At 36.5% G+C, this 21,957-nt stretch carries 22 protein-coding genes, 7 tRNA genes and 2 pseudogenes; 8 read left to right on the top strand and 23 right to left on the bottom strand.

Annotation, left to right across the window (positions count from 1 at the left end; translation table 11 throughout):
• Positions 1–50: 50 nt before the first annotated feature.
• Together MY7_RS01685 and MY7_RS01680 are read right to left on the bottom strand one after the other, a co-directional pair.
• Positions 51–1,343 (bottom strand): MFS transporter, encoded by a 1,293-nt coding sequence (locus MY7_RS01685; RefSeq protein ID WP_007609646.1) that lies wholly within the window; start codon positions 1,341–1,343, stop codon positions 51–53.
• Between the two features lie 15 nt (positions 1,344–1,358).
• On the bottom strand, positions 1,359–2,294 hold the full coding sequence (locus MY7_RS01680) for a bifunctional helix-turn-helix transcriptional regulator/GNAT family N-acetyltransferase (RefSeq protein ID WP_007609645.1): 936 nt from the start codon (positions 2,292–2,294) through the stop codon (positions 1,359–1,361).
• A 321-nt stretch (positions 2,295–2,615) separates the two neighbouring features.
• Here MY7_RS01680 and MY7_RS01675 point away from each other — a divergent pair, with 321 nt between their 5' ends.
• Both MY7_RS01675 and MY7_RS01670 read left to right on the top strand, forming a co-directional pair.
• The gene (locus MY7_RS01675; protein ID WP_007609643.1) at positions 2,616–2,933 is read left to right on the top strand and encodes a PadR family transcriptional regulator; all 318 of its coding nucleotides are present in this window, start codon (positions 2,616–2,618) and stop codon (positions 2,931–2,933) included.
• Entirely contained in the window at positions 2,920–3,489 is a 570-nt protein-coding gene (locus MY7_RS01670) for a DUF2812 domain-containing protein (protein WP_029326208.1), read from the top strand. Before MY7_RS01675 ends, MY7_RS01670 begins: the two co-directional genes overlap by 14 nt.
• A 104-nt stretch (positions 3,490–3,593) precedes the next feature.
• Here the strand turns inward: MY7_RS01670 and MY7_RS01665 are convergent, their stop codons facing one another.
• The gene (locus MY7_RS01665; protein ID WP_007609641.1) at positions 3,594–4,274 is read right to left on the bottom strand and encodes an aspartate/glutamate racemase family protein; all 681 of its coding nucleotides are present in this window, start codon (positions 4,272–4,274) and stop codon (positions 3,594–3,596) included.
• Positions 4,275–4,725: 451 nt separating this feature from the next.
• On the opposite strand from MY7_RS01665, the gene MY7_RS01660 reads away from it, so the two are divergent.
• Entirely contained in the window at positions 4,726–5,187 is a 462-nt protein-coding gene (locus MY7_RS01660; protein WP_012116891.1) for a CarD family transcriptional regulator, read from the top strand.
• A gap of 662 nt (positions 5,188–5,849) precedes the next feature.
• Here the strand turns inward: MY7_RS01660 and cspC are convergent.
• Both cspC and MY7_RS20100 read right to left on the bottom strand, forming a co-directional pair.
• On the bottom strand, positions 5,850–6,053 hold the full coding sequence (gene cspC / locus MY7_RS01655) for a cold shock protein CspC (RefSeq protein ID WP_003156143.1): 204 nt from the start codon (positions 6,051–6,053) through the stop codon (positions 5,850–5,852).
• Between the two features lie 446 nt (positions 6,054–6,499).
• On the bottom strand, positions 6,500–6,598 hold the full coding sequence (locus tag MY7_RS20100) for a molecular chaperone TorD family protein (protein WP_076490075.1): 99 nt from the start codon (positions 6,596–6,598) through the stop codon (positions 6,500–6,502).
• A gap of 184 nt (positions 6,599–6,782) precedes the next feature.
• Here MY7_RS20100 and MY7_RS01650 point away from each other — a divergent pair, with 184 nt between their 5' ends.
• Positions 6,783–7,811 (top strand): fatty acid desaturase, encoded by a 1,029-nt coding sequence (locus tag MY7_RS01650; protein WP_029326209.1) that lies wholly within the window; start codon positions 6,783–6,785, stop codon positions 7,809–7,811.
• Positions 7,812–8,409: 598 nt separating this feature from the next.
• Here the strand turns inward: MY7_RS01650 and MY7_RS01645 are convergent.
• From MY7_RS01645 to MY7_RS01630, 5 genes are all read right to left on the bottom strand, one after another.
• On the bottom strand, positions 8,410–9,423 hold the full coding sequence (locus tag MY7_RS01645; protein ID WP_029326210.1) for an NADP-dependent oxidoreductase: 1,014 nt from the start codon (positions 9,421–9,423) through the stop codon (positions 8,410–8,412).
• A gap of 263 nt (positions 9,424–9,686) precedes the next feature.
• On the bottom strand, positions 9,687–10,436 hold the full coding sequence (locus MY7_RS01640; protein WP_007609629.1) for an SDR family NAD(P)-dependent oxidoreductase: 750 nt from the start codon (positions 10,434–10,436) through the stop codon (positions 9,687–9,689).
• A 58-nt stretch (positions 10,437–10,494) separates the two neighbouring features.
• Positions 10,495–11,070: a TetR/AcrR family transcriptional regulator gene (locus tag MY7_RS01635; protein WP_007609628.1), complete on the bottom strand. Its 576-nt coding sequence runs from the start codon at positions 11,068–11,070 to the stop codon at positions 10,495–10,497.
• Between the two features lie 534 nt (positions 11,071–11,604).
• A complete protein-coding gene (locus MY7_RS19995; protein WP_260627164.1) occupies positions 11,605–11,730 on the bottom strand; it encodes a hypothetical protein in 126 nt (41 codons plus the stop codon).
• A 195-nt stretch (positions 11,731–11,925) separates the two neighbouring features.
• On the bottom strand, positions 11,926–12,564 hold the full coding sequence (locus MY7_RS01630; RefSeq protein ID WP_007609625.1) for an NAD(P)-dependent oxidoreductase: 639 nt from the start codon (positions 12,562–12,564) through the stop codon (positions 11,926–11,928).
• Positions 12,565–12,761: 197 nt separating this feature from the next.
• On the opposite strand from MY7_RS01630, the gene MY7_RS01625 reads away from it, so the two are divergent.
• The 3 genes from MY7_RS01625 (at position 12,762) to MY7_RS01620 (ending at position 13,890) form a co-directional block, all read left to right on the top strand.
• Positions 12,762–13,205, top strand: coding sequence for an Rrf2 family transcriptional regulator (locus MY7_RS01625; RefSeq protein WP_007609624.1), 444 nt, complete (start codon positions 12,762–12,764; stop codon positions 13,203–13,205).
• A 93-nt stretch (positions 13,206–13,298) separates the two neighbouring features.
• On the top strand, positions 13,299–13,400 hold the full coding sequence (locus tag MY7_RS20095) for a hypothetical protein (RefSeq protein ID WP_225307344.1): 102 nt from the start codon (positions 13,299–13,301) through the stop codon (positions 13,398–13,400).
• A gap of 148 nt (positions 13,401–13,548) precedes the next feature.
• Entirely contained in the window at positions 13,549–13,890 is a 342-nt protein-coding gene (locus MY7_RS01620; protein WP_012116882.1) for an MmcQ/YjbR family DNA-binding protein, read from the top strand.
• 264 nt (positions 13,891–14,154) lie between these two features.
• Here the strand turns inward: MY7_RS01620 and MY7_RS01615 are convergent, their stop codons facing one another.
• The 6 genes and pseudogenes from MY7_RS01615 to MY7_RS01595 all read right to left on the bottom strand — a co-directional run bounded on the left by MY7_RS01615 (position 14,155) and on the right by MY7_RS01595 (position 19,151).
• Entirely contained in the window at positions 14,155–14,580 is a 426-nt protein-coding gene (locus MY7_RS01615; RefSeq protein ID WP_007609622.1) for a MaoC family dehydratase, read from the bottom strand.
• 125 nt (positions 14,581–14,705) lie between these two features.
• Positions 14,706–15,057: pseudogene (locus MY7_RS01610) on the bottom strand (cystatin-like fold lipoprotein); the annotation flags it as partial.
• A gap of 160 nt (positions 15,058–15,217) precedes the next feature.
• Entirely contained in the window at positions 15,218–15,532 is a 315-nt protein-coding gene (locus MY7_RS01605) for a MarR family winged helix-turn-helix transcriptional regulator (protein ID WP_007609620.1), read from the bottom strand.
• 339 nt (positions 15,533–15,871) lie between these two features.
• Positions 15,872–17,275, bottom strand: a complete 1,404-nt coding sequence (locus MY7_RS01600) for an MFS transporter (RefSeq protein ID WP_007609613.1) — start codon at positions 17,273–17,275, stop codon at positions 15,872–15,874.
• Between the two features lie 38 nt (positions 17,276–17,313).
• Positions 17,314–17,715: pseudogene (locus MY7_RS19835) on the bottom strand (BCCT family transporter); the annotation flags it as partial.
• A gap of 911 nt (positions 17,716–18,626) precedes the next feature.
• Positions 18,627–19,151 (bottom strand): NAD(P)H-dependent oxidoreductase, encoded by a 525-nt coding sequence (locus MY7_RS01595; protein ID WP_007609603.1) that lies wholly within the window; start codon positions 19,149–19,151, stop codon positions 18,627–18,629.
• Positions 19,152–20,284: 1,133 nt separating this feature from the next.
• Between MY7_RS01595 and MY7_RS01590 the strand changes: the two genes are divergently transcribed.
• Entirely contained in the window at positions 20,285–20,734 is a 450-nt protein-coding gene (locus MY7_RS01590) for a hypothetical protein (RefSeq protein ID WP_007609601.1), read from the top strand.
• A gap of 493 nt (positions 20,735–21,227) precedes the next feature.
• Here the strand turns inward: MY7_RS01590 and MY7_RS01585 are convergent.
• From MY7_RS01585 to MY7_RS01555, 7 genes are all read right to left on the bottom strand, one after another.
• Positions 21,228–21,311: transfer RNA gene (locus tag MY7_RS01585), tRNA-Leu, on the bottom strand.
• Positions 21,312–21,379: 68 nt separating this feature from the next.
• Positions 21,380–21,461, bottom strand: a tRNA-Leu gene (locus MY7_RS01580).
• 8 nt (positions 21,462–21,469) lie between these two features.
• Positions 21,470–21,545 (bottom strand) — tRNA-Lys (locus tag MY7_RS01575).
• A 33-nt stretch (positions 21,546–21,578) separates the two neighbouring features.
• Positions 21,579–21,653 (bottom strand) — tRNA-Gln (locus tag MY7_RS01570).
• Positions 21,654–21,664: 11 nt separating this feature from the next.
• A tRNA-Glu gene (locus tag MY7_RS01565) sits at positions 21,665–21,739 on the bottom strand.
• A 19-nt stretch (positions 21,740–21,758) separates the two neighbouring features.
• Positions 21,759–21,849, bottom strand: a tRNA-Ser gene (locus MY7_RS01560).
• A gap of 3 nt (positions 21,850–21,852) precedes the next feature.
• Positions 21,853–21,927: transfer RNA gene (locus MY7_RS01555), tRNA-Asn, on the bottom strand.
• Positions 21,928–21,957 lie beyond the last annotated feature (30 nt).

Below are 21,957 nucleotides of genomic sequence, written 5' to 3'. Positions count from 1 at the left end.
GGGACTCAAAACCCTTGGTATTTTTAATGCGGCTGAGAGGATTCGGACATTCACGGGTTATTCACACGCTGGGATACTGTTTCATTTGAAGCTGAATCGGTCTTCGGTTTTTGCTCTTTTTTTATTTTCACCGTTTCAGGCAGTAAGAAAGTAAATATTGCCGCTCCCAACAAAATAATAATTGAGAAATAAAAAGAAAGATCATAGTTACCCATTTCACTATAGAGAAAACCTGGTACATAAGCTCCCAGCGCTGATCCTATCTGATGGCTCAGGAATAACCATCCTAAAATAAAACCAACTGAATATTGTTTAAAATATTGCGTGGCTAACATTTGAGTAGGAGCTACAGTTGCAAAATCAACTAGTCCAAACAGGGTGGCAAAAATAAGTAATATGACCGGATGATGACTATATAACAGGATACAAATTGATAATGCGCGTATGACATATAAAAGAATAAGCATCTTTTTACTGCTCCAACGGTCTGCCGCAATTCCTGAAATAATGATCCCCAAAATATTAAATCCCGCCAATACACTAACTGCAGCACTGGTTACACTTGTTGAAAATCCATGGTCATGAGAAAAAGGGATAAGGTGAGTATCCATCAGCCCTGTAGTTGTAAAACCGCATATAGCAAAAGGTAATATTAAAAACCAGAATTGTTTCTTGCAAAACACTGTCCAAACAGAAAAGCGGGCCGTATGCTGTTCACTTTCAGCTTCTGCTTTCATAAAACCGCCCATAGGAGATAACCCCATCTCGCCGGGATGATTCCGTAAAAATAACAGTATGACAGGAAACACAATAACCATTAAAAGCAGACCCAAAATCACTACAGTTAACTTCCAGTTAAACCATTGAATCAAAATGAGAGAGCCGGGAACAAGAAGCATCTGACCCGCGCCAAACCCTGCTTCCATAATTCCAAAAGCAAGTCCGCGTTTTTTATTAAACCAATTTGTAACAACAACTGTTGCGGCTACATTGGATGCCCCTCCGACACCGACGGAGATAACAATTCCGTAAAGGATAAATAACTGCCATGGATGATTCACAAAAGAAGTCAATATAAAGCTAATCCCAACCAAGAAAGTGCTGACTGACAAAATCATTCGAGGACCTAATTTATCAACCAGCCTCCCTATTATGGGCTGAGATATGCCATATATGATAAAACTCAGAGTGGAAATAAGCGAGATTGTTCCTCTATTCATAGAAAAATCTTTTTCCCATGGTTCAACAAAAGCTCCAAATGAAAGACGCGCGCCTTGAACTGCTAAAAAGGTAAAAAAAGTGACAAACACAATGATCCATGCATAGTGATATTTTATTCGCATCCTATCCCCCTCACTTTATAATTCCAAATCCCAACGCTCTTCTATTAAATTTGATCCCCATAAACGTTTTTCTTCATGAATTTCTGTAATTTCGAATCCATTCTTTTTATACAATGGCCGGGCTGTTGACATGTCTCTTACCGTCCAAAGAAATATACGCTCGTATCCATTTTCTTTACAATATTGAACAAGTGCCTTAATCAGACGGCTGCCGACACCTTTTCTTTGAAAAGACGGATCGACTAAGAACCACCTTAACTGTCCAGTTTTTTCATCGTCATTCACTAAGCCGATACAACCCGCAAATTGATTCCCGCTTTCTGCCACCCATATTTTTTCAATATCCGCTTTAAACGTATCGTGAAGATAGGATAAAAATGTTTCATTCCAGCCATGGGATTCGGCATAAAATAATCGCTGTTTCTCAATTATGTTTTTGACATCCTCTGAAGTATAATAGTCTCTTATTGAAATCGGAGATTCTTTATCATAAAAAGAATGCTGCAAAATGTTTTGAATGGTTTCCATTGAATGTACAAGTTTTTCTTGTTCCTCTTTGTCTATGCGTTCAAGGATATATTCAACTTGCTGATTGGCTTTTTTCTCCAGACTTTTATAAATACTTTTCCCTGACTCGGTGACATAAAGGAAATGGTTGCGTCCGTCTTCTCTGCATTTTTGCTTGTATATGAAGCCTTCTTCTTCGAATTTTCTGATAATTCTGCTTACATATCCTCTGTCAAGGTCTAACCTTTCTTGAATGATTTTTGCTGTACAATCGGGCGTATTATAAATTTCGTATAAAATCCTGGTTTCCGTTAAAGAGAATGGACTGTCATAAATATGTTCATTTAGAAAACCCAAAATATCTGTATAAAATCTATTAAATTGTCTGAATGCCAAAACACGTTTTGTTTCCAAATTGATGAACCTCCTCCAAAAGATTGACATAAGCAACTTTTTTCAATCGTAATCGAAACAGTTGCTTGAGTCAACTATTAATTTTCATCCCCTTTCAATTTGATGATTTTCTTACCGCAAAAAACACATTGAAAATAAACGACACTGCTACATCGGAAAACAGCTGCGTACCGCAATAAATTCTTTTGGCGTCAATATGGACATACAAAAAGTCGCTTCCCATTACGTAAGAAAAGCGACTTTTTAGATTTGATTTTCAAGTTCCTTTGACAAATTTGAAAAGAGCATTGACTATTCAGTTGAACTGTATTAAGTTTAACTATATAGTCGAACTGAATAGAGGATGAGGATATGAAACATAAATTATTACCGCTGTCTGAAACCATGCATTATATTTTATTAGCTCTGCGTGAGCCGCTTCATGGCTATGCCGCCATGCAGAAGATCGAAAAGATGAGTAACGGAACTGTTATTTTAGCAGCCGGCACATTATACGGCGCGATTGAAAACTTGAATAAACATGGCTGGATTGAACCTATTGGAGAATCGGGCCGGAGAAAGGTTTATATGATAACTGCGGAAGGAAGCGCCATTTTGAAGATGGAACAAAACAGGTTACTGCATATTTTATCCCTGCATGAAGGAAGTGAATCGAATGAAGAAATTTAAGATGTTTTTTGATATTGAAAAAGAGGAGCAATGGCTGAACGAGCAATTACAAAAAGGCTATCGCTGTACAAATATCAGCGGATTAGGAATATACACTTTCGAAAAAACCGACAAGAGATATGTAATGAGACTGGATTATCATGATTATTTATCAAAGAAAAAGTTCAAAGACTACAGAGAGATCTATGAAGACTTCGGCTGGAGTTATATAAACAGCCCATGGCTCAGCGGAACTCGATATTGGCAAAAAGAAGATGATGATCAAAATGAAATCTTCTCGGATCGCCAATCAAAAAGTAGTTATTATAAAAGATTAATGAGTTATTCATCTTGTTTTGGTTTACTTTGCTTATTTTATTCTTATTTGATTTACAAGGATTCAGGTTTGTATTTAGCAGAAGGTCTGTGGAGTATGGAAGGCGCAATGTTTTGGAAAGCATTTTTATTTGAAACTCCATTTGCCCTTCTAAGGTCGCTTCCCGCTCTTATGGCTGTTGTCTTCGGCTGCAGTTACTATAAAGCGTATCGAAAATATTCAATGTTAAAGGAACAATAACACGGGGAAGTTACATTCAAGAAGTAATCGAGGATCATGTATTTGCCGAAGCCGGGCGCTTTAACGGAAAAAAGCGCCCGGCATTTGCTGATAAATCAGACGGCTTATTTTGTTAATGATACATACTTATTTACAATGGCTTGAGCGAGACAAGCTGATGAATCAACAAAGGTAAGTTCGCTGCTTTTTTGATCCGTGACCATATTTAAATCCGTACATGCAATGATAACCGTATCAACCTTTTCTGCTAATTCACGGTGTAATTCATCATATAATGTACCAGCCTCATCGATTTGACCTTGTTTAATCTTTTCTATTATGTGATCGACAAAGATTTGCCAACTATCTTGATGTAAAAAATCATAACCTTCTCTGTTTAACGCTTCTTGAAATATTCCAGATTGAACCGTAGGAACGGTGGCTAAAAGAGCTGCTTTTTTTGAGCCTTTAGGTATTTTTTTTATGGTTTCATCAACCATGTTTAGTAAAGGGACTGAAAGCGATTTTTTTATTTGATTAAAATAAATATGTGCGGTATTACATGGGATGGCAATAAAATCAACACCCGTTTTTTCAAGCTTTACAGCCCCCTCAATAATTGCCTTTTCCATGTCCGTATGATTGAGAGGTTTATTCATATAGAAAGGAGTCGGACAAGAATAAATCATCATATGAGGGAAATCCATGTCATGTATTGCTCCATATATTTTTTGGCACTCGTCTACTACCTTATCTACAAATGGCCCAGTAGATTTTGGCCCCATTCCTGCCAGTATTCCAATCATAATTGTCCTCCTCTGTAAAAATGTATACGAATACGATCACGATGAGTTATTCTTGTGTTTCTCATCTGAATCTGCTCTCATTTCTTTTTGGCTGTCTTCTCCTATTTTATCATTTCATTATTTGAATTATGGTTAAAAATCGGTGATTAAATTGTGCCCATATTGATTAGTAAACGTGTCATTGATGTCAAGTCATGAACTCCTAAAGGAAATTTAATAACTCATTTTCAACGAAAAACTGATCTCTGTTAATTAGTCGAGATTCCAAGATATACACGGACCAATTGACCTTTCCTTTTTTAGGAATCGCACAGGTTCCCTCTTATTTTGATGTTGTTTTTTTAAAAAAGTTATTGACACCAATAAATGACCATGTTATCATTAAAAATTTGATATCTCACTCCATATATGGTAACCTTAAGTTAAGTTCCCATATATGGAGGTGGATTATATGTTTCAAATTGGCGATAACATTGTTTATCCAATGCACGGAGCAGGTACAATTGAAGCCATAGAAGAAAAACAATTTTTAGAGGAAAAACAACAGTATTATGTCATAAGAATGTCAATCAGTAATATGACAGTTATGATTCCAACGCGTAAAATATTGAGTTCAAATATACGGCCAGTTACTGATATACGTGCATTAAAACACATTATACACATTTTTCAGCATGGAGAATCAGATAAGTTACTGCCGTGGAAGCAAAGGTATATAGTAAACACGAACAAAATAAAAACGGGTGAAATACAAGAAGGCGCTGAAGTTGTACGTGATTTAATGCGAATGAAGAAAGAAAAAGCACTTAATTCAAGCGAAAAAAAAATGTTGGATAATGCATATGAATTTTTGATTAGTGAACTGGAAGTCATTAAAGGAATCACTGAAAAACAAATAAAAAGTTTCTGCTAAGGTTAATTTTAAATAATGTTTTGCATTCCAAAAAGCACCCACGAGTTTTCGGAATATTACGATTAAAATATTTCGAAGACGCTTAACTTCATCAACTTACTTTTAGAACATTAACCTCTTTTATTATTCCTACAATCTAATCTGTTTTTATTATTAAAAATTTCTTCAACGAACATTCGATGTTTTATCAAAAACTCGATGAAATAGTCACTTGATTTTTGTAATCCTGATTCACACTGGCACGGACAAGGAGCCGTAAGGATGGAAGAGAGGCAGGGCTTTCATTGTTTTAGGTCTAAGTGATTATTTCCGGAAGAAAAAAACAACCACTCTCCTCTTTATCTTTAAGAATTTCTTACATCTCTTGCGACAGTGAATAGCAGTTGTTTATCTTCTTTTCATAAAAGAGATATGCGAATTGTAACAAAGAATAACATACAGTTATATTGAGAACATAAAAACAAATCATTTATATATATTCCACATATCGTCAATCCGGTATGTTATACTGTAAACAATCCTTTGAGGTTTTAAACCTTTTTCTTACCTTGTAGCATCTGTCCCTACTCGAACGTTGAGTAGGGTTTTTTTATTCAGTATGATACAGAGAACATAAAAAAACAGGCTCTATATAAAGAGCCTGTTTGATAAACGATTGAAGATTAAGCAGTTTTTTGAACGTTAGCAGCTTGAGCTCCACGAGCACCTTGCTCAACGTCAAACGTTACTTTTTGACCTTCGTCTAAAGATTTGAATCCGTCACTTTGGATTGCAGAAAAGTGTACGAATACATCGTCTCCATTTTCACGTTCGATAAATCCAAAACCTTTTTCTGCATTAAACCATTTAACTGTACCTTGTTCCATTTTTGTTGCCTCCTAGTGTGTTACACATTGTATTACTATCCTTGCCCAAAGTATCATCAAGACGAAAAGTCGATATTCATACTATCCTTTACACGAACAAAAATAATTCTCCTTTATCATATCACGAAACGGAAATAACTGCAAATTAATAATGTGTTCATTCATGTTTTATTTGTTAAACCTGTCGATACCAGTGCAAAATAAGATGCCTGTTAATAGCTATGGTTTGAAAACACCGTGAAAATGAATCACGAGTGCCTTCAAACCCAGTACTTCATATTGATTGTTAAAGGTTTCTTTAAAAAGCTCAGCTGTTTCTTGTTCAAGTACAAGATATTCTTGGCTGTTCACTGGTATAGCTTTGTTTCTGCACATGTTTCCAAACGATCACTCAGGTATACCCCTATTTTAACGGTATTAACTTGTCATGTTTGTTCCTCAAACAATCAATGTTTACGGTCTAAATAAACTGATTCACATGGGGGAGCATGGAGAGAGTTTGGCCCGATAAAGAGCTGGGTATAATCTTCATACGCTTTTTGTATCCCGGCTGGCCATTGCTAATAAAGATTTAATCGAGATGGAGATCATTTTCTGACCTTCAATAATTTTACACAGGATTAGGAAAGATACTTATTATACATGGAGTATGACAGCTGGGACTTCAAAGGCAATAAAACGTTTTCTATACGCAGATTAAGAACATCAGGGAAGGGGAAGCTTTTAAAAATGAATGAACAAAACCTAAGGACTTTGAGAAAACTGGTTACCCCTTATGAAAAGTCCGATTTACAAAAAAGTATTTATCAAATCATTAACACATTGGTGCCATTTTTCCTGTTATGGTGTTTGGCCTATAAGAGCTTGTCGATTTCTTATATCCTTACATTAACGATTTCTGTCGTTGCGGCAGGTTTTTTAGTGAGAACCTTCATTATCTTTCATGATTGCTGCCACTATTCCTTTTTTAAGAACCGAAAGGCGAATCGAATCCTTGGAACAATTACAGGAATTCTGACTCTGCATCCGTTTGACCAGTGGGCACACGATCATTCTGTCCACCATGCGACAAGCAGCAACCTGGACAAACGCGGTACGGGCGATATTTGGGTACTGACTGTTGAGGAATATAAGGAAGCCTCAACTAAGACAAAAATAATGTACCGCTTGTACAGAAATCCGTTTGTTATGTTTATTATCGGACCGATTTACGTCTTCGGGATTGCCAATCGTTTTAATCGTAAAGGGGCAAAACGCAAAGAACGGATGAATACATATGTAACGAACCTGGGGATCGTCGCTTTGGCAGCACTTATATGTTGGGCTATCGGCTGGAAAAACTTTCTGCTGGTCCAGACGCCAATTTTTATGATATCGGGATCCCTCGGAATTTGGATGTTTTATATTCAGCATACGTTTGAGGATTCATATTTCGAAGAAGATGAGCATTGGGAATATGTAAAAGCAGCAGTTGAAGGAAGCTCTTTTTATAAGCTTCCAAAAGTCATGCAGTGGCTGACAGGCAATATCGGTTTCCATCATGTTCATCATTTAAGCCCAAGAGTCCCAAACTATAAGCTTGAAATCGTGCATAACAATACTGAACCATTGCAAAACGTTCCGACCATCACACTGGCAACAAGTATTAAGTCGTTAAAGTTCCGACTATGGGATGAAGAAGGCAAAAAATTTGTTGGTTTTAACCACTTAAAAAAAACTTCTAAAAACCAGGCACCAGCTCGGCTAAAAACGGATTAAATAAACGCCCATAATCGATGATAATGGGCAGTGTATTTTGCATAATAAAAGTGCAGACTCGCGCAAAGATTTTGTGCAGAGGTCAGCACTTTTTTAATGCCACATGCACTTACAACAAAAAAATACCAAAGGTGTCAAAACCCTTGGTATCATTAGGATGCGGCCGAGAGGACTTGAACCCACGGGTTATTCACCCGCTGGGCCCTCAATAAAGTGATTCTTTATTATGAATTACAAAAGCCTATAATATCAGCATTTGTTTATTTTGATTATGAGTCGATTTATTTTTATTTGGGAGTAAAAATGGAGTAGGTTTTCATTTCAAGACAGTTAATGTCTTGTTACTGGTGACATGTCTATTAGAGTAACCGCCTAACTTAATTACATTTCAACATTTTTTATAAGAACAATTGAAATGGCTAGTTCTCCATGCTTTATAATGAACTCCGGCTTGATGAAGTTTTTCTATGATTTGATCTAGCTTTATCTTTCCATTTCTTAATCAGCAGCACTCGCGGTTTGTAACACCTTATTATTGCCTTTCAAAATCCTTTGCATAAACGATCTCAACTTTTTGACTGCTTTCTTCGTATTCCCCTTAAAATTTAATAATCACTTTCCCTTTTGGCCGTCCATTTGCGACTAGTTCTAGCGCTTCATTTACGTTGTCTATGGTAAATTGTGTTGGATGAATTGCTGGAACAATGTTGTTTTCTTCAATGATTTTGGTAATCTCTTTAAGTTGTGCGCCGTCAGAACGAACGAAGATAAAATGGTATTCCACGTTTTGTTTCCTGGCTTTGCGATCATACTTTGCGCCAGCAAGGGAAAATAGCATTTGTTTCCACGATGGGAAATTTCGGTCTTTTCCGAAACGTTTATTTGGTCCTGTACGGAGAGAGAGCAATCTTCCCCCCGGTTTGATGATACTCAATTCACTGTCAAATTCTTTAGGTCCCAGTGTATCAATCACGTAATCCACATTTGACAACAAGTCAATATAGTTTTCTGTTGAATAATCCAAATATTGATCAGCACCCATTTCCAAAATGCGTTCGCGCGCTTCTGAGCTGCCGCTAACAATGACATTTAGGCCCATTGCCTTTGCGATTGGTACAGCCATTTGACCAAAGCTGCCTGATCCACCTGGAATGAAGACAGATTTACCTGACTGTGCCTCAAGTTCTTCATGCAGACCTTGATACGCTGTGAGTCCAGCCAGTGGTGCAGCAGCGGCTTCCACGTAAGACAAATTTTTTGGCATGGGTGCAATTGCGGCAGCATCAATTGCGGCATATTCCGCAAAAGCGCCAATTTTTTCGAGAGGGAGACGTGTATAGATGGCATCTCCTACGTGAAATTCCGCCACATTTTTTCCGACTTTTTCGATAACTCCTGTCAATTCATTACCAAGCGTTAATGGGAATTCATAATCTTGAATCAGTTTCACGCTGCCTGTAATAATTAGCATTTCGAGTGGATTGACTGCCGCAGCTTTGACCTTTACCAAGACTTCATTGTCATCGATTTCCGGAATTGGAATGTCATTGATTTGGGCATAGAGATCTTTTGAATACCTGGTGATCTGAGCTGCTTTCATGAGTGTTTTCATTTTTTTATCAGCATCCTCTATCATATTACGTTTATTAGGTTTTTTACCTTTTTATATAATCGTTTAGGTGGAGGGGAATCTTTCTTTTAGAGAAGTCTGACTTCCAATTTTATGATTAACCCTCCACCTAAACAGTAGTCATTTTTAGAACGATCATTCTCAAATGATTAAATTTTATAGACCGATACTGTGAATAAATGTTTCTCATCTTCCTAGTGTTATTGATGCAGAGCATCGTTATACAGGTTTAATAACTTGAAATATTACATCTCTAGAATCGGATAGATTTGATCTCTTAATTGAAATTCATAGTCTCCGTCTACAACTCCTACTACTTGATTACTATCATAAAGCTCCATCATAAAACTCGCCACTTGCTCAACTGTGTGGTACATCGGGATATTTGCTTTGTAATCATATTCTTTCGTATCAGATGCAGTTTTCATGAATTCTGTTTCCGTGATTGCTGGTGCTAAAACTTTCACCTTCATTTTCGCACCTTTACGTTCCAGTTCTTTTGCAAGCCCTTCTGTAAATGCACTGACAAAGTATTTAGATGCAGAATAAGTAATACTGCCAACAGCAATTGCATATCCGAGTGCTGATGATACGTTAATTAACTGAGTTCCCTCTACATCCGAATAATCACGTGCAAATAGTGTAGAAAGAATCGTTAAGGATTCTACGTTTACACGTAACATGGTTTCCACTTTATCTAAATTCTGATCCGTGACAGAAGAAGATTCACCAAGCCCGGCATTATTAATCCAAGTCTCAATTTGATATTCCTTTAAATTGTCATACAGTGTGTATGCCTGAGCTGTGACAGATAAGTCACTTGTACGAATAATAACATCCAAATCAGGATTAATATTCTGAATGGTTGATTTAAGCTCTTCTAATTTATCTAATCTTCTAGCTACAATAATTAAGTTTTTGCCGCGAGCAGCAAATTCCAATGCTGTCTCATATCCTATACCTGAGCTTGCTCCTGTAATAACTGTGTACTTCATATTATTCTCTCCTCGAAAACAAATTTTCTAATTAGTTAATCCATATAACAAAATAGATTCAGTCTAGTGTCGACAAAGTCAAATCAATAATGTTTTCTAATTTTTCCTTATCATTTGTCGTTTTTGCTAATACTCGTATCCCTACGAGTGAATTATGAATAAATTGAGAAAGCCCTTTAATGTCATGGTGTTTAGGAATTTCTCCTTGTTCTTGACCATGTTTTAGCAGATCAAATAATAATGCTTCCACATTTATAAAAATCTCTGTAATTTTCTTAGCTACTTCTTCATCTATTAGGGATAATTCAACAGCTGCATTAACAGCTAAACATCCTTTTGGCTGATCTTCTTTTGGGTAAATAACCATTTCAAATAATTTTCGTATAGCCAGCTTAACCGTTAATTCTGTTTTCACTTCATTCTTCATTCTTACTTCCATTACTTCTACATAGTGACTTAAGGCTCGCATAAATAAAGTATGTTTGTCGCCAAATGTATCATAGATACTTCTGCGGTGAACGCCCATATGGTCCACCAAGTCTTGCATGGATGTTTTTTCATACCCCTGTTCCCAGAAAAGGTCCATTGCTTTTCTTAATGCTTTTTTTTCATCAAATTCTTTATTTCTAGCCATGTAATCCCACCTTAGAATATATTACCTCTTTATTCTGAGAAAGGCGTGAGAATCATTGATGCATTCATCCCTCCCTCATTCTTAAATAATTAAAGAACGATCATTCTCATTTCAGTAGCAAAACAGTTAGATCTAACGTATTTCAAGTATATCAAATTTAAGAACGATCAGTAAAGAATTTAGAATTAAATCATGTGTTTTATATGGCTATGTATGGCTACTACCTGAATTTTAACGAATATCGCTCACTTTTATTTTTCATCAAATCATTTCTTTAATGTCATTGACGGCAGGTCATAGAGCATACTGGTGTGTTTTCGAAAATACCCCTCATTTCAGTAAAGCTCCCCGCTGGAACATTCACACTTTGGACACGAAATAGGAACTGTAGAAGAGTTTCCCGGATTTTCAAACTAAACTGTATTAAACAATGCGGAGGATTACACTGGGTAACACAGTCAAATAAAAAAGCTCTAACTAATCCAAAAGGTTGCTAGTCAGAGCTTTTTATACATATTTTTTTGGTCCAACTCACTAAGCACCTACTCTGTCATCAGCAACATGAAAAGGAGCTTTGATAACAGGGACATCATTTGTTAAAACCACTCCTGCGATGCTACCCAATAAAATGACTGTAAACAAAGTCAGGCTGATCTTCATTAATAATCTCCCCTTTTTTTATTTTTTCGTCTCGCTTTAATCTCAGTCGATAATATTCATTGGAACATGATAAATCCCCTTTTTCATAAAAATAATCAGCTACTCTGATTGCAAAGTTTTGAATGTCTCCGTACATTCTTAGAAGGAAAATACCATTAGCGATGACACTAATGGTACCCCTTTGTTTCTACTCAATTATTCAGCTTCTCCAACAACTGTAAAGCGTTCATTTATATGTTTTGGATTTTCAATTTCATCCAATACTGCAATTGCATAGTCTGCATAGCTGATATAACTTTCGCCTTTCGAATTCACAAGAAGATGATCTTTTCCTGACTGATAAAATCCAGTTCTTTTCCCGTCTGGGTCAAATATCGCTGAAGGACTGATAAATGTCCAGTTAATATCAGAAGTTTCCTTTAGTTCTTGCAAGTTACGACCTTGCCCTTTAGCTGTTGGAATAAAAATCTCCGGGAAATCAGGTGTATCCATTACACTGACAGTTTTATTTTCGTCTACATAAAGACTCCCTGCTCCACCTACAATTACAGCTCTTGTACCCGTTCCTTTTAATGCCCTAATTAATGCCCGGCCAGCATCTACATGTGCCTGTTCTTCTCCTAATGGAGCACCGAAGGCATTAACTATTACATCTAACTTTTTTAGATCATCCGATGTAAGATCGATTATATTTTTTTCAATGATTGAAATCTTTTCCTCTTTAAGTTTTGCAGCATCTCTTACAATTGCAGTTACTTCATGTCCCCTGCTTACCGCTTCTTTCAAGATAAGACTTCCAGCTTTTCCGGTTGCACCAATGATTCCAATTTTCAATTTAAAGTCCTCCTAATCATTCAAAATTTTAAATGTAACCATATTGATTACATGTAATAATTTTAGTTACACCTTATTTATTTGTCAATACTTTTATCATCTTGTTAATTGAGCATATTAGAGTAAAAGAACTTGTAATACATTCAGTTACAAGTGTACTATAAAGAGTGTAAAGTAATTAGGATGGTGAAGAAATCATGTCTATTAGCAGCCGTTTTGCTGTAGGAATTCATATATTGGCTCTTATTGAAATAAATGAAGACGGAATTAGCACTTCTGAATTTTTAGCTGGAAGTGTAAATACAAATCCCGCCTTCATAAGAAAAATTATGGGAATGCTGAAAAAAGCAGGTTTAGTAAGTGTACGGCCAGGTATTGCAGGAGCTGAATTAGCGAAGGATTTAACTGAAATCACCTTACTTGATGTTTATAGAGCAGTTAATGTTGTTCAAGATAAAGAATTGTTTAGTATACATGAAAATCCCAATCCTCAATGTCCTGTAGGCCGGAACATTCAAAGTACAATTGGTCCAATATTTGAAATCGCCCAATCTGCCTTGGAAAAAGCTCTTGGGCATATCACAATTGAGGATGTGGTAAAGGATATTATTGAAAAAGAAAAATTGACCAATAATTGTTAAATGATTTCACAGAAAATCTTTTATCAGACTGGGGATAAAAAAATGGCTTTTTCATGAACAAAAAAAGAGCAGACATAAAGTCTGCTCCTTTTGATGAAAGATTTAGATTACGGTAAGGGATATAAATATGCTCATGATACAGAGGAAAAGTTAACGACAATGCAGACGATGCCAGATTCTTTAATAGGGCGTTGAGTATTACTATCCAACAACTCAAGGTTCAGAAGCTAAGTTCAAACAAAGACTTGAGGAAATCTCGGATTGGTATAAAAGAAACCGCAAATCTTAGTTTGAACGAATATGTTCTGTATATAAAAATAATGAGGTATGGGGTGAATTGATAATGAATTATGATGGAATAAAAGATTACTGCCTAACCTTTCCAAACTCTTATGAAGACCATCCTTTTGGAGATGGTTGGACTGCAATTCGTCACAAAGGGAATAAGAAAATATTTGCACTTATCTTCACTCGCGACGAACACTTATGTGTCAACCTTAAATGCGAACCTGAAAGGGCTGATTTTCTACGTGGTCTTTTTGAAGAAATCAAGCCCGGATACCATATGAACAAGGAGCATTGGAATACTCTTACCTTAGATGAGGGACTCCCAGAGCACCAAATCCATGACATGGTAAAGTACAGCTTTGAACTGACAAAACCAAAAAGTAAAAAGGAAACATAACATCGAAGGATAGAACGCTCATTATAGATATTCACCCGGTGCAATGATACAGAGGAATATGCAAAAACCTCAAGGCAGCAATTTTTAAATTCGTATTTACGAGATGATTTTTTCGTTATTGTTAGTCCTTTGGTTTCTTGACATAGGTTGAACAAATAAAAAAAGAGCAGACACAAAGTCCACTCAATTCATTAAGATGATTGCTTATTTCATCCAGACACCTATAAAAATTGAAAGGTGACGATGATATGCCACAAAGGTCATTTAGCGTTTAATTAATACTGATAACTCACCTTCAAACACTTTTTCCTCTTTCTGATTATAGGTAGATAACAATACAGTAAGTATCCCCGTCTGGCTTTTATTTGGTTTTTTATCAATAACCTTAACAATAGTGTGCAGTTTATCATTAGGGTAAACGGGTGCTAGGAATTTTATATTATTCATTCCTGTCCCAGCAATAATATCGTCTTCATGACGCCCTTCTTCAATCCAAAGCTTAAAAGTAATAGATAACGTTTGTATTCCAGAAGCAATAATTCCATTAAATCTGCCCATTTTTGCTTTTTCTTCATTTAAATGCATGTATTGTGGGTCATACACTTCTGCAAAATTCATTATATTCTCTTTTGTTAATTCAAAAGATTTAGTTTGAAAAACCTGCCCGATGGTGAATTCATCCAACTTCATAAATAAATCTCCTAGAATCTAAACTTTATTATTAAATCTATGTAGCATTTTAACATACTGGCTCTCACACAACAACTTAACGGTAAAACAATTGTTCCCCTATCAGGAATGAACAAGCACATTGTTTTTGTTTCCTTGCCTTTAACCTCTTTATAATCAGGTGTTTTCTTATAAAGACCAAGGCGGTCGCCATCACCATCACCCGGCATATGTGCCATTTCCTCATAAGAATCTCCAAGCTTCTCATAATAAGAATAAGCAGTCAGCCTACGAGAACTTTCTTCTGGCTGATAAAACACAAGTTGAATATACTTCCCGTCATCATATACACGAATTATGGCGTTATCTCTTTTGTGCTCATCTGAATCTGCTCGCATTTCTTTTCTGACTTTCTTCTCCTGCTTCATCACTTCATTAATCATTATCATATTTACTACCGCCGCACGCAGTCAGCAGAAGGATGAAGGTGACTGACAAATCATACGACCTACTATAAGTAAGTGGACAGTAACAGATAAATTTTTATAAACAAAAAATACCAAGGGTGTCAAAACCCCTGGTATCATTGATGCGGCCGAGAGGACTTGAACCTCCACGGGTTATTCACCCGCTGGGCCCACCATCTATATTCATAAAACTATTGCTCAGTTGTCAGCATGTTAAGTAAATTACGAATTTCCTTGTTATAACTTTTAATTTCTTCTTCATTACAACCGGTTTTATCAAATACTGCATTAGGAATCAATGTGACTTTTTCTTTAAACTCATTCCCTTCAGTTGTTAACGTAATAATTACACTTCGTTCGTCCTCTTTTGAACGCTCTCTTATAATAAGTCCTCGCTCCTCAAGTCGTTTTAAAACTGGAGTTAATGTTCCGGAGTCTAGATATAATTCTTCGCCTAAACCTTTAACAGATATTTTTTCCTTCTCCCATAAAACAAGAAGAACCAAATACTGTGATTAGCGTACAAGTTCTCGTTTTCTGCTTTGGACCCCATATAGAAAATAAAAAGCCAGCTCTCCTTCGGGAGAAGAACTGGCATAACAAAGCTTCTTGCTTCTTATTTTGCTGTATTGCTCGGACCTTTTAATTTCTCTTCGTTCTTGCGTCAATGTTTTATTATTAGGACACAACCAATAAAATAATGACGATCGAGAATAGCAACGCTGCTTTTGCAAAGCAGTAAGCCCTCCAGAATATAAAAGAGCTGCAGTCATTGCTGCTCGGATAATCCCAGCTTATTCTGAGTCTGTATTTCGAGTAGCCGGTCAATTAAATGGATGTTTTTTTCATTCCTTTTCTGTTTCTTCCATTTTCCACCACAGTGAATCTTTTGGATTTTCAACAGCTTCTTGAAACTCAGCTTTAGAAGCAACTGTTGGGTAAGAACCTTTTAAAGATTTACCTGAAGTATCTTTAAATAAGGTTAACACAACTATTAAGCCAATTAAACTAACTGCTAATAAATAGAAACCCGGCGCCAAATTGTTTCTTGTCACATGGGTTAACCAAGAAGCAACTAAAGGCGTTGTTCCACCAAAAATAGAAACTGATAAGTTGAATGTCCAGGATAATGTACGATATCTAATGTCAGTATGGAACAACGTAGGTAAAGATCCTGGCATAGTACCTTCGTATACAGATAATACAATCCCTAACATTAAAAGTCCTATAAATAAGAATGTTAGACTCCCCATATTAAGAAATTGAAAAGAGATAATCGAAAATACAATTCCTAATACTAATCCAATTGTTATAACTTTTTTATTTCCTAATTTATCTCCCAATTTACCAAAAGTTAAAGCGAACGGTACCATAATAATCAATACAATTGCTGTAACCGGTGTACTTATATTATCACTTATACCAAGGTTCTCATCTAAATAAGAAGGCATATAACCTAACAATAGGTAATTGGTTATATTGAAAAAGGCCACAAATACGATACATAAAAAGATATCTTTTTTATATGTTTTAATGACTTCTAATAAACCTGGTTGTTGTTCTTGGTTTTCAGAGATGTCATTTTCAAAGATTGGTGATTCATCTAAATGACTTCTCAAATATAAACCAAATAATCCTATTGGAATACTTAAGAAGAAAGGAATTCTCCATCCCCAACTATTCATTTGAACATCAGATAAAGTCCAGAAAAGTACTGTAACTAAAACAGAAGCTACTATATAACCAGATAATGTGCCGATTTCTAAACCGCTGCCTAACCTTATACGCTTATTATCTGGAGAAGATTCTGCGATATATACCATTGCACCAGCGTACTCTCCACCCACAGAAAAACCTTGCAAAATACGAGCTAAGAGTAATAATATAGGGGCCCATACACCAATCTGATCATAGGTAGGAAGCACACCAATTATTAAAGTAGATAAAGCCATCATTAAAATAGTAATTGTTAATACTATTTTCCGACCAAATTTATCACCCATTTTACCAAAAATAATTCCGCCTACCGGTCTAAGTAAGAAGGCAATTGCAAATGTAGCAAAAGTAAATATTAACTTTAATTCATCGTTTTGAACTGGACTGAAAAAGTTTTTACTAATAATAACTGCCAAATAAGAATATAAAGCAAAATCAAACCATTCCATCGCGTTTCCTATCCCTGTAGCAAACACGCTTTTCTTCGCTTTTTGAATGTCTACAACGTTAATTTTTTTCTTGTTAAACTTCATTTAATAATATCGACTCCTTAATTATCAAATCCACATTATACAAGCGCATAAACGGTCCAAGCATGCAGTCCCAGAATGTATAGCGTAATGCTTCTCTAAAAGTCTGGGGGTTTCTGTTTCACCTGATGGAGAGCTAACGGCATAGTGGATGATTGGTTCAACTGTACCTTAAAAGGCTAGACTAATATCCATATCAGCGCCAAATAACATTGTAAACCAGGAAAGAAGGATGAAATTCAGTTTTTTCGCTGGTTTCCTTAACTTATTTTTGCCGATTGGGCTAAAAATAATACAAGAAGCAACAAAAAGAGAAACAGCCAACAGATAATACCAGCCTAAGCGGTTAGTGAGATATCCTTGGGCTGTGGCTGGTATTTTCTGCAGACTATTTGGAGAAATGATTCCCCTTAATACAGCTCTATTGTGAATATGATCACAATCGAAAAAAAACTTTTATTTCTTCAAAGTATCCTAAACCTTTATTTTAGTTCTTCCATTACGTCTTTATTTACTGATTCTATCTTTATTACCCCACAATCAGGTGAAACAAAACACTATAAACGTACCATATCTTTTTTAAATCTGACAAGCTCAACAGGGTGATAGAAACCCGGCTAAAGCCCAGCTAGTCAATGGATAGAAGAAATTTTTTTGTTTTTCCCAAGGAATAACCGTCTGCGTTTAATCCAGCCCAATTAGAAAGAAAAAGAGCAGGAGTAATCCTGCTCTTTCATTCAAAACTTTAATTTGTATGACGAATGTCGTATACCTTTTCGACTTTCTTTACCTATATTAATCAGTATGCAGACTACAACAGAAATAAGTAGCACCGGGTATGAAATAATGGTTTTATTTAAACAGCCAATCACCGACAATTGAATTTTTTGCATGACACCTGACAAAATTATCTTTTATATCCAGCTGGAAGGCATTAGTAACTATCTATAAATAATGAAAATATTTGTGCGATGTCTACTGCAGATGACTTACTTTAGGAGTGGGCAGATTGTGGGCAGTAGATCATTTAAAAATAAGCACAAAAAAATACCAAGGATCTCTCTATTACCCTTGGTATCATTGATGCGGCGGAGAGGACTTGAACCTCCACGGGTTATTCACCCGCTGGGCCCTCAACCTAGTAAAAAACCTATCATGAGTTACAAAAACTTTTATTCAAAGCACCTGTTTATTTTATTTATACTTATTTTCATCATTTTTCATGAATTCTGAGCACAAACCGGGCACCTATTAGAGACCAAGGAAATCTGCATTTCATCAAGAAATATGTACTCATCGCCCTGCTGTAATTAGTTTCACATCATTTATTTCAGCTTCCCTCGCGAATACCGGATCAATGCTCAGCTTTAAGATAGTCAACCAATTTCTCCGCACTGTTCTTAACATCTTCTTTTGAAAGGTGAAGTGTCCCATATTGTGTAAAGGCAGGAAGAAAACGCATTCCTATATAGTTAGCAGTGATTTGAAACGGTCTGATAAGCTCGCTGATCGTGATATTATATTCTCCGCCTGCTTGATAATCAGATTCCTGTGCGCCTAAGGAGATAGCTAAGAGCAGTTCTTTTCCATGCAATTTAGTACCTCCAGTTCCATAAGCCCAGCCATGTGTTAACACATCATCTTCCCATTGTTTGAGTAACGCGGGACTGCTGTACCAATACATTGGGAACTGAAAAACGATACGCTCATGATCTAACAGGAGCTGCTGCTCTTTTTCTACATCAATGATAAAATTAGGGTATTCACCGTACAGGTCATGAACCGTAATGTCATTCTCTTGCTTTAAACGATTCATCCAGGTTCTGTTGACAACAGACGTTTCCAAATTAGGGTGTATAACGATAACTAATGTTTTCATTTGACTGTTATCCTTTCTTCGCCGATTAGTTATTATTGCTTTTGTGATAAAGAATTGATTCTAATTTTAAAATAACAACTTATTTACACCTATTTTATCCTTTTTCATGAATTCAGGGCAACTAATTGGACGCCGATTACATTTATAGCCAAAAAAAGGCTTAACCTTTTAAAAAAAGATTAAGCCTTTTCAGTACCCTTATGCCCCTGCCCTATTATCTCGTGTCTAAATTCTAATAGCTGATCATATAACAGGACATCTTTGTTTTCTTCCGTGTTTAGCAATACTTTCTCTGCTTTTGCAAATTGGAGTTTGAGGCATTAGTAACTATCTATAAATAATGAAAATATTTGTGCGATGTCTACTGTAGATGACTTACTCCAGGTAAGTGGGCAGTTTGTGGGCAGTAGATCATTTAAAAATAAGCACAAAAAATACCAAAGGTGGTTAAACCCTTGGTATTATTGAGATGCGGCCGAGAGGACTTGTACCTCCACGGGTTATTCACCCACTAGGCCCTCAACATAGTGAAAACGTATCATGCATTACATAAACCTTATAAATAAAGCATTCTTTATCTACATTTCCATTTGTTTTCTTCTTTTTTTATGAATTTTGGGCAAAAATTAGGTGTTACTTTTTTTAAAAAAATCACTGAAAATATTAGCTTTAAATTTGTAATTTCAGCTAAGACCTAAGTAACCACTAACAAGAGAAGTAAGGTGGTCCCGCCCACTAGGTGCGATAGTTTTTTCTTTTGGTAGTACCTTGGCTTGTCCGATTTTGTAATTCAGTGTAGATAGACAGAGTAAAAAAGAGTACGTATTAATCTTGAATAGCACAAAAAACACTACCCTTTTCGTTACTTTAGAGAAAGGATAGTGTTTTTTCGTTTTGCGGGTATCGGAAAATCTTTGCTAGTAGCAGTACCTCAATAAGAAGATCGCGATTTCCGCTTACATAACTATATCAAGGCTTACTTGTCTGATTTGGGATGTTTGGGGTACAAAAGTTGAGTTACAAACATTACTATCCAAAAGAACGTTTACTGTAATTATTTTACATGGTACTATTTGTATTGTGCATACGGAATATGTATGTGTAATAAATGAAATTAAAAGGAGTGCTTGATCGTGAATCTTAAGTCCATTTTCAAAGGAGTAACATCGACTCTGATAGCTGGTGCAATTGTTGGAACTTGTACTATACCTGCTTTTGCGGAGTCGACTACAAGTGTATCGCCGAAAAATTATGCAGTTACAAGTGGAGTATTCAAAGCTCTAGACAGGGAGGTTTCAGAAGACTCTGTTGATCAATCAAGCTGGAGTCGGGAGTTCGAATTAGATGAGAATGACGGAGCACAAGTAAACTTCTGGATTTCAAATAACGGAAGCAATGACATAAAAATATCAATTGACGGAAAAGTCTCAAGAACCATCGCACCAGGCAAGCAAGGCAGCATTTCTGCCGAGGTTAAAAATGGTTGGTTTGGTTGGACATACAATTACACATTTACAGCTTCACCAACGGCTCAAGGTGGTAGTGTTAAGATGAAATATAAAATTGCTCAAAGAAATAATTAACGAATTACGGAAAGGTAATCACTCATTACCTTTCCGTAATTTCATTTTTTTTAGTTTTTTAAAAGATTCCTTACTTTCTATACTTTGGAGATAAATTCACTCCAGGTTTTTCAACTTCTCTTTTTCTAGAAATAAAAGGTTTTGTATTAAATCCTATATGATGCAAATCAAACCGATTAGTAATTACTTTTCTCCAATTTTCTTCTCCTGCTTTTCCTGCTCTTTTCCCCTCAGCCTTATGAAATATTATCCTGTCCTATATTTAAGGGTTATACAGCGCTCATTATCATTATTTACACCTTTTTTAATGTTTTTTCATATTTTCTGGACAGTAAATGGGAGTAAAGAAACCTTGACCACTCACCAAGATAAGTAAAATAAAAAACGAAGGGCATCAAACTAGATGACTTACTATAAGTAAGTGGACAGTAACAGACAAATTTTCTACAAACAAAAAAATACCAAGGATCTCTATTATCCTTGGTGTCATTGATGCGGCCGAGAGGACTTGAACCTCCACGGGTTATTCACCCACTAGGCCCTCAACCTAGCGCGTCTGCCATTCCGCCACGACCGCGTGCTATGAAGCTGTCTTTCCACTAAGCATATAAGCTAGTGATGATGATCAGCACTTTGAAAATAAAGTGCGGGTGAAGGGACTCGAACCCCCACGTCGTAAGACACTAGATCCTAAGTCTAGCGCGTCTGCCAATTCCGCCACACCCGCGTGACAAGTGGTGAGCCATGAAGGACTCGAACCTTCGACCCTCTGATTAAAAGTCAGATGCTCTACCAACTGAGCTAATGGCTCGCTCTAAAAGTGATTCAAAATTTTTAAATAAAATGGCTGGGCTAGCTGGATTCGAACCAACGCATGACGGAGTCAAAGTCCGTTGCCTTACCGCTTGGCTATAGCCCAACGAAGGTAAATGGTGACCCGTACGGGATTCGAACCCGTGTTACCGCCGTGAAAGGGCGGTGTCTTAACCGCTTGACCAACGGGCCGTCTGGTTGAGAACTTATCTGGCGGAGAAGGAGGGATTTGAACCCTCGCGCCGCTTACGCGACCTACACCCTTAGCAGGGGCGCCTCTTCAGCCACTTGAGTACTTCTCCATATGGCTCCACAGGCAGGATTCGAACCTGCGACCGATCGGTTAACAGCCGATAGCTCTACCACTGAGCTACTGTGGAATAATCAGACTTTCTTTATTATAAATGATG

The sequence above is a fragment of the Bacillus sp. 5B6 genome, from assembly GCF_000259405.1.
Lineage (GTDB): Bacteria > Bacillota > Bacilli > Bacillales > Bacillaceae > Bacillus > Bacillus velezensis.
Note: the sequence above shows the minus strand (reverse complement) of the source record. Positions and strands in the feature narration are given on the sequence as shown.

What these genes read in the sequence shown, in the direction of transcription:
- MY7_RS01685 (WP_007609646.1), bottom strand. Translation starts at nt 1,343, where the DNA reads ATGCGAATAAAATATCACTATGCATGGATCATTGTGTTTGTCACTTTT.
- MY7_RS01680 (WP_007609645.1), bottom strand. Translation starts at nt 2,294, where the DNA reads ATGTCAATCTTTTGGAGGAGGTTCATCAATTTGGAAACAAAACGTGTT.
- MY7_RS01675 (WP_007609643.1), top strand. Translation starts at nt 2,616, where the DNA reads ATGAAACATAAATTATTACCGCTGTCTGAAACCATGCATTATATTTTA.
- MY7_RS01670 (WP_029326208.1), top strand. Translation starts at nt 2,920, where the DNA reads ATGAAGAAATTTAAGATGTTTTTTGATATTGAAAAAGAGGAGCAATGG.
- MY7_RS01665 (WP_007609641.1), bottom strand. Translation starts at nt 4,274, where the DNA reads ATGATTGGAATACTGGCAGGAATGGGGCCAAAATCTACTGGGCCATTT.
- MY7_RS01660 (WP_012116891.1), top strand. Translation starts at nt 4,726, where the DNA reads ATGTTTCAAATTGGCGATAACATTGTTTATCCAATGCACGGAGCAGGT.
- cspC (WP_003156143.1), bottom strand. Translation starts at nt 6,053, where the DNA reads ATGGAACAAGGTACAGTTAAATGGTTTAATGCAGAAAAAGGTTTTGGA.
- MY7_RS01650 (WP_029326209.1), top strand. Translation starts at nt 6,783, where the DNA reads ATGAATGAACAAAACCTAAGGACTTTGAGAAAACTGGTTACCCCTTAT.
- MY7_RS01645 (WP_029326210.1), bottom strand. Translation starts at nt 9,423, where the DNA reads ATGAAAACACTCATGAAAGCAGCTCAGATCACCAGGTATTCAAAAGAT.
- MY7_RS01640 (WP_007609629.1), bottom strand. Translation starts at nt 10,436, where the DNA reads ATGAAGTACACAGTTATTACAGGAGCAAGCTCAGGTATAGGATATGAG.
- MY7_RS01635 (WP_007609628.1), bottom strand. Translation starts at nt 11,070, where the DNA reads ATGGCTAGAAATAAAGAATTTGATGAAAAAAAAGCATTAAGAAAAGCA.
- MY7_RS19995 (WP_260627164.1), bottom strand. Translation starts at nt 11,730, where the DNA reads ATGAAGATCAGCCTGACTTTGTTTACAGTCATTTTATTGGGTAGCATC.
- MY7_RS01625 (WP_007609624.1), top strand. Translation starts at nt 12,762, where the DNA reads ATGTCTATTAGCAGCCGTTTTGCTGTAGGAATTCATATATTGGCTCTT.
- MY7_RS20095 (WP_225307344.1), top strand. Translation starts at nt 13,299, where the DNA reads ATGAAAGATTTAGATTACGGTAAGGGATATAAATATGCTCATGATACA.
- MY7_RS01620 (WP_012116882.1), top strand. Translation starts at nt 13,549, where the DNA reads ATGAATTATGATGGAATAAAAGATTACTGCCTAACCTTTCCAAACTCT.
- MY7_RS01615 (WP_007609622.1), bottom strand. Translation starts at nt 14,580, where the DNA reads ATGAAGTTGGATGAATTCACCATCGGGCAGGTTTTTCAAACTAAATCT.
- MY7_RS01600 (WP_007609613.1), bottom strand. Translation starts at nt 17,275, where the DNA reads ATGAAGTTTAACAAGAAAAAAATTAACGTTGTAGACATTCAAAAAGCG.
- MY7_RS01595 (WP_007609603.1), bottom strand. Translation starts at nt 19,151, where the DNA reads ATGAAAACATTAGTTATCGTTATACACCCTAATTTGGAAACGTCTGTT.